Genomic DNA, 10644 nt, shown 5'->3' with positions numbered 1-10644 from the left:
AGCCCAGGACAGCGAACGCCCAGCTCAGCCAGTCACTGCAAACGAGCTACACCCATTGTCTATAGAACGCCGCGTTTGCTAAGGAATTCTGCCTCCCCCGATTCGCCTGACGCGACTGCAGCTCTGATCGGCCTCGCCCTCTGGTGCCAGCCCTCAGCCTTCGCTAGCGACCAACTCCGACCCGTTCCCGACTCGTGGGTAGTTCCCTGAACGGCGGCGCGGATGACCCGTGGGCGGTCTTCTGGGCGTGGGTGGCGTGCCAGTACTAATACTTCCAAAGGGGGCCCCACCCCACGGGCCTCGGCCGAGACCACTGGGACTCCGCGGAGCATGCAAGACACGGGTCTCAGTCCGCCGGGGGGACGCAGGGATGTCTCCAGCGCGCGGCCCGCTCTCAAGAAGAGACGTCCCAGAATCATCGTCGTACGTTGATAGCTACTTGCCAACGCTGGACACCTCAGGAGTACCCGGGCCCCACCGGCGACAGCTTCAGTCTTTGCGAGCTTTCTCGCTAAATTTTGAGAGATCATGCCCACCAACGAGCCGATCTTCATAGCCGACGGTGTCAGCTCAGCCGCCCACGCCATCCTCGTAATCAGCGCTAGACAGCAGTGAAGGTGCCACGCCATTTACTGCCGAAAATCACACCCGTAGCCCTTAAACTCGCGACCCAACACCAGGCAGCAAGACCCGGGTCAATCGTTTCTGCAGAAAACATGGGCCATGACGGGGTCACCATCCCGGCGAACGGATGGTCATCGGGAGGGCTCGTTGGGCAAGGCAACAGGGCGCGGACGCGTGTGCGCGAGTCCGAGAAAGATCAAACCGACGAACCCACAAGCGATATGACGGTGGTGGCCACGCCCTGCTCAGGGATTCCTGCCTTGCAGATCCCCAAGCACAACACCAGCACCAATCGCCGCGGCCGCCATCACCGCCAAAAAGATCATCGAGCGCCCATAGGTCGATTCCGCACGCGCAGCCATGTTCACGCCGAAGCCGCCATCGTTGCCGAGCAGTAGGTCTTCGGCGGCTCGTAGGAGTCGGGGCCGTACCCTGACTGGCGTGCACTACTGGCCGGGGTTCGATGCCGCGCCCACCTTCTCACCGAATTTCGAATCAGGTTTCGCGCTCTTGGGAAATGATCTCCGAGGGCGCGGAGAACGAGCGTTCGTGACCACCCTCCGGCGCGAGACGCTGGACCTGCTGGTAGCCGCGGCCCTGTCGATCGTCGCCTGGCAACAATGCCTGACCCTGTCGGCAATCCCGAAGAGGGCTTTCAGGCCTTGTTGCGCCGGCGGAGTTCGCGCTGTGCCTGTGCGCGAGCGCAGGAACGGGAGCAGTACTTGACGCCCTCGGTACGGTGCTGGCCGAACTTGGCGCGGTCTCGCTGCCGCACAAACGGCCGTCCGCACGGCTCGTTGGCGCAGTGCCGGATCGCCGCTTCTTCGGCTATGTGGTTGTACATCTGCAGGAACGAGACCGAGTAGATGGTCGGGCGTCGTTCGGCCAGGCCGCCGATGCCGACGCTGAAGCGGCTCAGCGCTCCCGTCATCGCCGTCTCGAGCTCCTCGATGCGCATATCGATGAGCACTTCGCGCAGATGCTCCAATGATCTCGGCCAGGGGGGTTCACACGGCTGGAGTGGGTTGTGGCTCTGGGCCATGGTCAGGTTCTCCTCGGTCACCTCCGGCTCGACGAGTTCCTCCAGGCCCTCTTCCTGCGTACAGGCCAGCCACGTATGGATGGCTCGTTGCGCCAGGTTCACGTGCAGGCTGATGAGATCGCGGTGGATTCCGACACGATAGGGCCAGCCGGGCGCCTCACGGTTGGCGAGAGCCTTGACGCGCTCTTCCTCCTCTGGATCGCCGGCGTACAGGTGGAGGTCCCTCAGGTCCAGGTCGAACAGCAGCCCAAAGGAGCGCATGAGCTCGGCGGTGGCCTCCAGATCTCCCGGGGTCAGTTCCAGCAGCTCGCGCAGGTAGAAGTCAGCCGGAAGCTCGACCGGCTGGACAGGCTCATCCCAGGACGGTCCCTTTCCGGGCTGCCAGGTGATCCAGTCGCCATCGACGATCAGCCCTGGCGCAGGCCTCAGCGAAGGTGGAGGGACGACAATCCCCGGCCATAGAGTGGGACGAAATCGTGTATCAATGTATGACGCCATAGCGGGCATCATAGTCGTTAGAGGAGTAGTACGAAAGAGCGGAACTAGGTACCACTCGCAATGATCGGCCGAGCCCGAGAGGACCGCTGTGACACCCCCCTGGCAGCAGCGCTACGACGTCGGCATCAAGCACGAGCAGTACGTCCTGGCCGAACTTGGCAAGCGTGGTTGGGACGTGGCGCCCGCCGGGCAGGGCACCCTCCCGCACGCCCTCCGCCAGGCGCTGAGCCTCACTACCTCGGCCCTGCGCCATTTCCCCGACATCCTCGCCGCCCGTGCCGGCGATGTCGTGGCCATCGACGCCAAGACCCGCATGCCCGCCAGCCGTTCCCGCCGCTACGCCATCAGCCGTGACTGCCTGGAAGCCGGTCTGGGCTTCCTGGCGCTCTACAGGCCGATTCCCCTCTACTACGTCTTCGGCGACCTGGGTGTCACCACCCCCGCAGAAGTGATCGCCTACCGCAGCATCGCCCAGCCTCATCCCAGCGGCGCCTACTACCTGGTCGATCAGTGCCGCACTCACCCCTTCGACGAAGTCTTCGGCAAGCTCCTGGCCATGACGGCAGCGTGACCTCGCCCGGCCACCCAAATCCAGCCGACCATGCGGAGCTGCATGGGTGGGACCGAACCCGACGCGGTAAGTAGGGCCGGCTCGGCCCTTTGGCGTGCGGAGGAAGGCTTTCGCCTTGACCGCGCTTCGGCAGGACCGATCGCCCCGAAACCCGTTGTCACCTTTCGAAGTCGTGTGCGCGAATGCGCGGCGTGGCCCGCACGCCCGGGACGGGCTTTTATCTTCGTCCCCCCTCCGCCGCAAGGGGGGCGGAGAGGACTCGGAAGCGGGCCGGCGCGTGCGGCCACTGACGAGGACCACGCCGCCCGCCGCCTCCGCGCACACCCTGCGGCACGCGTTCGGTACCAACCTGCTGCGCCAGGGCGTGGGCATCGTCGTGGTCGCCGAGCTGTTGGGCATGCCCGCCTGGACACCACGCGACGGTGCACCCTGCCCACCCACGGCGACCTGGAGGCCGCGGTCGCCAAGCTCCCCACCGACCAGTAGCGCGCACCCACGCCCGCCTTGGTCGACAAGACCCGCGCTGAGCAAGCCGGGAAGCCGTTCGCCAGGAAAACGGGCCGTCTGGCGTCGCCGTAGCGGTTAGGTTGTACGTTTGTCTGTCCCTTTTGAAGAGTGCGGCGTTATGCGTGTTGCACCGCCGTGGTGGAGAGGACCTGCCCAAGTGACCGGTTGGCAGCCACTGTCGGTACGTCGAGGGGTTCGTAATCCCGAAGAGCCTTTCGAGGGAGTCCCTGATCACCTACGCCATGCTCTTGAAGAATGGCTCCGCGTACCCTTCGGCTGGCACAGCAAAAACGGCATGAACCACTCGTTCATGGCCACAGTTGCATCAACGCTACGAATTCGGGTGCAGAGGACCTACGAGACCGGCGGTATCAGTGACCAGATCTTCGCGGCGCTCGAACGAGACGAAGATCTCTACCTCGATTGTCTCGACGTATGTCTTTACCTGTCCCGCTCAGCCAACGTTGCAGCTCTCAAGCAGATCCTGGAGACGGGTGGCTCAGCGTGGACGGTGAACGATGCCGGGAGCGGCCTCGAACGCCGCGTCGACCAGACGGCGAAGGAGGCGTTCCTGCGGGTGGCGAGCCCGGCCGACTCGGCAAGTCAGGAGATTGCCGCCGCCTGGGCTGCAGTGTATGGACGTAACCCCGACCCATCTGATGGCTGGGATCACGCGATCAAGGCCATAGAAGAGCTGTTGATCCCGATCGTCATACCGAACAAGTCCAAAGCCAACCTTGGGGGTGTCGCGGGTGAGCTCAAGGCGAACCCGTCGAAGTGGTCGTTCAGCCTGCCGGCGAACGATGTGCGCGGAAACGGCGAGACGCTGGAGGGCATGATCCGTCATCTCTGGCCCAACCCTGACCGCCATGGAGGCGGGGCAAAGAGGTCTCCAACGCAGGGCGAAGCCGAGGCCGTTGTTCACATGGCGATTGCGATCATCGAGTTGTGCCGGGGGCGGCTGACCAAGCTTCCGTAACTCGCGTGGTGTGCCTCAACTGGGGCTCAGTCCCACCAGCACATCTACATCTACGGAGAGACCGGCACGGCGGAGTGGGTGCGCATGGCGGTAACTCGTGCATCAGTCATGAGCACAAGCACAGCAAGCGTTCGAAGGAATGGTTTCGACTGATTTCTCCCGTAGTGTCTCGTTAGGAGATCCTTTGCCGGAGCGGGCAACCAACGAAAGAGAACTGATAACAACGGTAAGTGGAGGCACTTCTTGGGTCGCTTGACCCAGGAGTTCGCACCGTCTTTGAGATACTGAGTGACAGGGCAGCGTTGATTTCAAGGCTTGGGATGTGGCGCTGACCAGGTGAGAAAGCCTCGGTGTCTGGAAGCACCGGGGCTTCTCGCATGCTCGCCCTCAGAGCTTTCCCTTCCGCACTTCAAGGTGCAGGCATACCGTTTCAGATCAGTGCTAGCAGTCGCGCGCCTGGTCTTCCAGACGTTTCATCCGGGGCCCGCGTTCTGCCATTGCTGGTCAAAAGTCCATGTCCCAAGCCGAAGATCGACCCTGGAGTAGCGTCGTGCCTCCTGACCGTCCGCTGTCCCTTCTCGTCGGCGTGCTAGTCACCCTTGCCTTTATCGGGCTAGCCACCTACATCGTGCGAACTACTCCCGCCAGCACCCGGGCACGAGTCCTCACAGCGACGGCGACGCTGATGGCTTGTTTGCCTGCCGTGCTGCTCGCCTTGTACGGGTGGTGAGAAGATGGCGACCCCGCTTGCGGATCACACAGTGAACTTCCGGAATTTCTGGAGCATGCTCACCCCGCAAGAGCAAAGCACGCTACGCGCTCGTGGCTCGGTGAACCGTTATGGCAAGGACACGGTGATCGTCGCGGAGGGGACCGCTACGAGCCAGGTGACCATCATCCGTTCCGGGTGGGCCAAAGGCACCACAATCAAGGCTGACCGCCCCGTGCTGCTGCGGCTGTACGGGCCCGGTGAGCTCGTCGGCGTCTCGACCGCGTTGACGGGCACGGCGCCGGCGGAGACGGTGGTGGTCACCAGCTACGAGCTGCATGCGATGATGCTGCCCACTCGTAGCTTCGCCGACTTCTTGCGTCGGGCCTCCAATGCCTCCACCGCCCTGCATCGCATGCAGCAGTGGCGATTGGAGGAGGCCGATCGGCTGCGCACGATCCGCGATTACCCCACCGCTGCGCAGAGGCTGGCTGGGCTTCTCGTGGAGCTCTGTCGGCCAGAAAATGACCCGATCCACCACGTTGACGGCACCATCAGTGTCCCGACAAGCGGCGCTTCCCTCTCCCAGCAGGACCTGGGAAGCTGGATCGGTGACTCCCGCAAGACCGTAGTTCGCGCTCTCGCCGACCTGCGCAAGATGGAGCTAACCCGCGGCGCAGGGCTGCCCCGGCATATCCAGATCACAGACCCGGATCGGCTTCGCGCGTTCGCTGCGGCAGCTGACGCCGGTGGTGCGCGGTGACGATCGGGCGCGCTTGTCTCAGGCGACGTCGTCGCCTTGATCGTCCTCCTGGTTCTCGTTCTTGTCGGCCTGTGATTGCGCTTCACGGTCGAGGCTGTCACGGGCGCTGGGTTAACGGCACCCCTACACCACGGCACCGACAACTGTTCCGGGCGAACAGGGGCATGGTGTGACCGGAGGCTGGGGCGGGGCCTCCGTCGGCAGCGCCTTGAGAACGAGAGCTTCCCCCGCTGCGTAACCAGCTACTGACGACGGCGCTCCCGGAGCCGACTGGACGTAAGCCGCCGACATCGCCAGCATCCCCGTCCAAGATTCCGAACGAGGGAGATCACGATGGCGCCCCTCACTGGTGTAACCACAAACCCGGCGTGCCCCGAAGACCCGAACTGCCGACAGATGAAGCCGGTGGAGCCGCACACGCCGACTGTCCGGCGCGTGGCCATTCCTGGGCAGCGCCCCCGCCTGAATGCCATGCCGGGTGCCTGGCGGTTCTGGTGCGAGGTACACCACGAGAGCACGACCATGGAGGACGCACCGACCGACCAGGTGGCTGAGCGTTCCTGAGCGGAGGCGGGGAGACCCGGCCCGCTGAGCCTCCCCGCCTCCGCTCAGAGGGTGTTGCTGAACTTCCGAAGTCGCTGTTGATCAGCACGAACGATGCGGCGCTCTGCGATCTGTGCGGCTCGGGTTGGGCATCGTGCGGGCCTATTCCGCCATTAGAGGATGCGTTTGTCGAGAATCGGGATCAGCTACTCCTCCTCGTACGTCATGTGCGTTTCGAGCTGTCGGCGAGCCACTCGATCTCGGCCGGGAAAGAGCCTGCTTCAGCTCTTCCACGAGTACGGCGATGCGCCCGTGCTCCCCTTCATCAAGGCATATCTGCGACAATTCGGCGTCATGAGCCTTGACCCCATGCCTCAGCCCGCCTGGTCATAGACCTGCGCCGGCACCCCGATATCGAAGTCGTCAAGGAGTGGGGCAGGTTCGTCAAGCCGATCGACGATCCGGCGGCGGACTATGACCTGCGCTGGCAGCGGACCCAGGAGGCGGCCACCCGCGCCGTCCCCGGTTGCGAGCTGGACCCAGCCCTGCGCCCACTGACGGACCGCCTGGTCGCGGGCAGAGAGGACAGGGTGGGTGTGTCCTGGCGCTATCGCCTGGACGGCGTGGAGCACAACGGGGGCGAGTTCTGCTGGGTGACCCCGGCCCCGCCGACCCGCGCGCCCGCCTGGTGGGACGATCTGCCCGCCGAGCTGCGGAACCTGCAAGAGCGGCTGTGCGTGCTCGAATATCACCCTCGAGCGGGCGACGCCGTGGAGGTGAAGCTTGAACTGCGGGCGGGGTCGGCTCCACTGTGGCTGGAGCATCGCGGGGAGCTGTTTCCGATGTCCATCGGGGTCGCCGAGTACTTCGAGCGGGCGATAGAGATGCGCGGGGTGTTCGGCTGGCAGGCGCTGTACTGCGACTGGAAGGACCATCTCCACTCCACCCGGGAGGGCCTCGCCGACTTGCGGCAGCTGTTTCCGTAAGGCGACCGCCGGGACGGGCGGCTTCGCCCGTACAGGACTGATCAGATTGGACTCCAGTCGTGGTGGGATGTTCCCCGGCCCCATGCGTCCAGGCCGCCGTCGATCTCGACGACGGGGATCGCGGATAGCTCGACGACCTTGCTGCGGAAGAGGCGTCCGAGCACCGAGACGGATGCTCTCGTAGAACGGCGGAGCTGGGGCTCGTGCTCCGGCGCCCGGTACCGGCGGTCGAAGACGGCGATGAGCCAGTCACCGTCCGGCGTGTCCTCACGTCGGGCCCGGGGCACTGGAGACTCTCCGGCCCGGCGCCCGTCCCGAAACTGTCGGGGGGAACGGGTAAGGTCGCGCCAAGCATTCAGGCCCGATGCCTGATCCATCTCCTGACTCCCAATGGCGGTCTTCCACCGGGGGTGTCCGCGATGCTCGCTACTTGCCCGCTTGTTAGGGGCGGTACGGGCGCGGCGACGGAAGTTGGTGACGGACGGGATCCGAACACGCGTGCCATCGGTCGATGGGGCGTGGCCGGGAGCTGGAAGCCTCCGAGAGCCAACGGAGGTCCGGGCCTCGATGTCCTGCCCGGACCAAACCTGGTCCGGCAGCCCGACCTCGTCGGCGACTGCCGACGCCTAACTCGGAGGTCCCCCCATGACCAGCACGAGCCTGCCCCCCGACGACAACCCGTTCCCGGGCGCAGACAAACGCGAGTGGACCAACCACCTGTCGACCGCCCTCGCCGCAGAGACGAACCTGCCGCTGCACATCACCAACGCCATCGCGGCGTACTTTGTCCACCCCAAGGGCCTGCTGACCAAGCCGCGTGGTGACAGCCAGTACCGGCTGAGGCCCGAGACCATTACCCACGAGGGTGGCCTCAAGATCTTCAACGGGACTGTGCACGGGTTCGCCGGCAATTCCAGCGAATACAACGAGCGGATCCGCTCGGCCTTCCACTCGCCCGTACGCCAGGGCGCCGACCCCTTCCTGATGCTGCCCCCTCTGGAAACCGGTCACCTCGCCGGGCAGCCCGCCCCATTCCTCACCACCAGCCCGGTCACGCCCAACCACCTGGCGAGTCTGCTGGAGACGATGGAGAGCGCGCTGGACGAGGCCGACAGAGACCGCGGCTACCGGCTGACCGAAGACGTCGCCACCCATGGCCAGCAGACCTGGACCCTGCACGTGCCGCTGGTCCGCCGGATCCGCGAGAAGGGTTCCAGCGGCGCGGGAGAGCGGTCGGTCGTGGACCTGATGGCGGTCAAGGGGGCGAACCGGTCCCGCGCACGTCTCACCTTGCACGGGCTCAAAGCTCGGGACATCGTGTTCGGGATCCGGCCGCAGGAGATGCTGCGCAACAAGAACAACAAGCAGGACGAAGCATGGCGCGACGACCCGATCAGCGCCGACCCGTACTACTGGGTTCCGATCCTCGCCAACCTGCTGCGGGAGATCTACGCCGACCCTGAGCACTCCGAGCACGAGGCCGTGCGGCGGGCCGCGAAGGTGGCCACTGTCCCGTTCCAGCTCGTTATCGGCGCCGACGATCTGTCCAGCTTCCACAACGTGGTGTTCGACCCTAACCGCGTCGACCACCGCAGGCCGCCCCTGGACTACGGCCTCGCGGACAAGGCGGCTTCGGACGTGCGCGCGCTGCTGCGCGAGCTGACCGCAGCTGGACGCCTCACCGAAGCCGACCGTGCCTGGCTCGCCGGCGAAGGCCCCGATCCCTCCCCCCGCCCCGCCGAGTCCCCGGTCGATGCCCGGGACCGCCGCGACATCGCGATCTTCAACGCGGTGTTCCCGGCGGACACCGCTGAGCGGGCCCTAGTCCGCGAGGTGATTGGCGAGCCGGCGCCGTACGCCACCGGTAAGCGCCATGTTGAGACTCGCACTCGCATGATCTCCGCGGTGATCAGCGATGGCTACGGCCACCGGTGGAACCCCCGCGTGCTCGACGGACTGCTGCCTGCCGGCGCCATCAAGAACGGCGGCTTCCGCGCCTCCACAGACAGCTGGTCCACACTGCTGGACCGAGCTGAGAAGGGCGACAGCGACGCCCTGGACACCTTCCTGGTGACGCGCGGCATCCATTGGCTCGCTGAATACAAGATCGTCGAGGCCGACCGCGGATCGATGGGAGCGCAGGCCCAGGGCGAAGAGAGCGAAGAGGGAGAAGAGAACACCCCACGGATCCGGCGCGGGGGCGTCGGCGCCCGCGCGGCCCTGCTGCTGGCACCCGTCCGCGCCATCGCCCTCATGCGGGAACTGGCCCGCGCCACCAACGCTGGCACCCACCCACGCCAGATCGACGAGCAGGGAAACCCCGTCCCGGACACGGCCGCAACCCGCACCTGGTTCGACCAGGTCTTCCCCAAGACCGGCAGGCGTCCAAAAAAGCCCACGCCGTCCCCCGAACCAGGCAACACCCCTGCTCAGCCCGATCCCACCCCCCAGGAGCTCGCGTTCCAGGCGCTCGCCAGCTTCCAGGCAATCATGACCGAGGATCTGCCGACCCAGGTCGTCGGGACAATCCAGGCAGCACAAGAGCTGCACGACACGGCGACCGACGCAGGCGTGCCCGCCTTCCCGGTGAACGTCGCCGACACCGTCATTCCCACACTGACCGACGCCCTGAACGCGCTGCGCGCCGATGTCCGGGGCCTGAGCACGCTCTTGATCGCCCTCCAGGGAGGCACCGCCGACACCGACGACTTCAACTCCGCTTGCAAGGCCTACCTCAACCAGGCGGCCGACCAGTGATGCCGACCGCCTCGCTGCCCGTCGGTCCCGTGCTGACCCGACCCAAGCTCGCCGCCCTCCCTCTGGTGGCGGGCTGTCACCTCATCGCCCCGCACCTGGCGCCCACCCACTTCAGCGACTACGAAGTCTTCACCGAGCTAGGCATCATCACTGCCATCTATCTGATCACGGACTCCGACAGCCGCATCCGCTGGCTCGGCCAGGCCAGCCGCGATGACGGCCTCGCCGCCCGCCTCGCCGAACATCACCGCGACCCCGGCAGACGCGCCGTGTTCGCCACCGTCCGCGCGCTGCACCTGCACGACCACACCCCGCCCGATGTCCTCAACGCCATCGAGGGACGCTGTGCCGACCAATTGCAACTTCGATCGGTGATGGCACCCCGTCGCTGGCCGGCCTCCCGCACCTGGCAGCACCAGGTCGCCTGACCTCGGATCATCCCCGTCACCCGCTCAGACTGCCGGTACACGGTCTGAGCGGGCGGCCCATACCAACCCCCCGTCAAGGCCGGGGATATCACTCCAGGAGTGATACCCCCCGCTATCCCCGGCCAGACGTTTCATCGTCGATCGATGTCGATGGATAGCTAGAATCACCAGCCGAAAGGCCTTGGGTGTAGCTCGTTTGCAGTGACTGGCTGAGCTGGGCGTTCGCTGTCCTGGGCT

General features: G+C 65.6%; 8 protein-coding genes. 7 read left to right on the top strand and 1 reads right to left on the bottom strand.

Annotated elements, in window-relative coordinates:
• The first annotated feature begins 800 nt into the window (after positions 1–800).
• On the top strand, positions 801–1022 hold the full coding sequence (locus ABFX54_RS54500) for a hypothetical protein (protein ID WP_346115225.1): 222 nt from the start codon (positions 801–803) through the stop codon (positions 1020–1022).
• Between the two features lie 257 nt (positions 1023–1279).
• Here the strand turns inward: ABFX54_RS54500 and ABFX54_RS54495 are convergent, their stop codons facing one another.
• A complete protein-coding gene (locus ABFX54_RS54495; RefSeq protein WP_346115224.1) occupies positions 1280–2164 on the bottom strand; it encodes a hypothetical protein in 885 nt (294 codons plus the stop codon).
• An 88-nt stretch (positions 2165–2252) separates the two neighbouring features.
• Here ABFX54_RS54495 and ABFX54_RS54490 point away from each other — a divergent pair, with 88 nt between their 5' ends.
• The 6 genes from ABFX54_RS54490 (at position 2253) to ABFX54_RS54465 (ending at position 10407) form a co-directional block, all read left to right on the top strand.
• Positions 2253–2735, top strand: a complete 483-nt coding sequence (locus tag ABFX54_RS54490) for a hypothetical protein (RefSeq protein ID WP_346115223.1) — start codon at positions 2253–2255, stop codon at positions 2733–2735.
• Between the two features lie 802 nt (positions 2736–3537).
• Positions 3538–4221, top strand: a complete 684-nt coding sequence (locus ABFX54_RS54485) for a hypothetical protein (protein WP_346115222.1) — start codon at positions 3538–3540, stop codon at positions 4219–4221.
• A 734-nt stretch (positions 4222–4955) separates the two neighbouring features.
• Positions 4956–5693, top strand: coding sequence for a Crp/Fnr family transcriptional regulator (locus ABFX54_RS54480; RefSeq protein WP_346115221.1), 738 nt, complete (start codon positions 4956–4958; stop codon positions 5691–5693).
• 1139 nt (positions 5694–6832) lie between these two features.
• Positions 6833–7222: a hypothetical protein gene (locus ABFX54_RS54475; protein WP_346115220.1), complete on the top strand. Its 390-nt coding sequence runs from the start codon at positions 6833–6835 to the stop codon at positions 7220–7222.
• Between the two features lie 645 nt (positions 7223–7867).
• Positions 7868–9979 (top strand): hypothetical protein, encoded by a 2112-nt coding sequence (locus ABFX54_RS54470; RefSeq protein WP_346115219.1) that lies wholly within the window; start codon positions 7868–7870, stop codon positions 9977–9979.
• Positions 9976–10407: a GIY-YIG nuclease family protein gene (locus ABFX54_RS54465; protein ID WP_346115218.1), complete on the top strand. Its 432-nt coding sequence runs from the start codon at positions 9976–9978 to the stop codon at positions 10405–10407. The genes ABFX54_RS54470 and ABFX54_RS54465 overlap by 4 nt, the downstream gene beginning before the upstream one ends.
• The last annotated feature ends 237 nt before the right edge of the window (positions 10408–10644 follow it).

The organism is Nonomuraea maheshkhaliensis (genome assembly GCF_039529435.1).
GTDB lineage: Bacteria > Actinomycetota > Actinomycetes > Streptosporangiales > Streptosporangiaceae > Nonomuraea > Nonomuraea maheshkhaliensis.
Note: the sequence above shows the minus strand (reverse complement) of the source record. Positions and strands in the feature narration are given on the sequence as shown.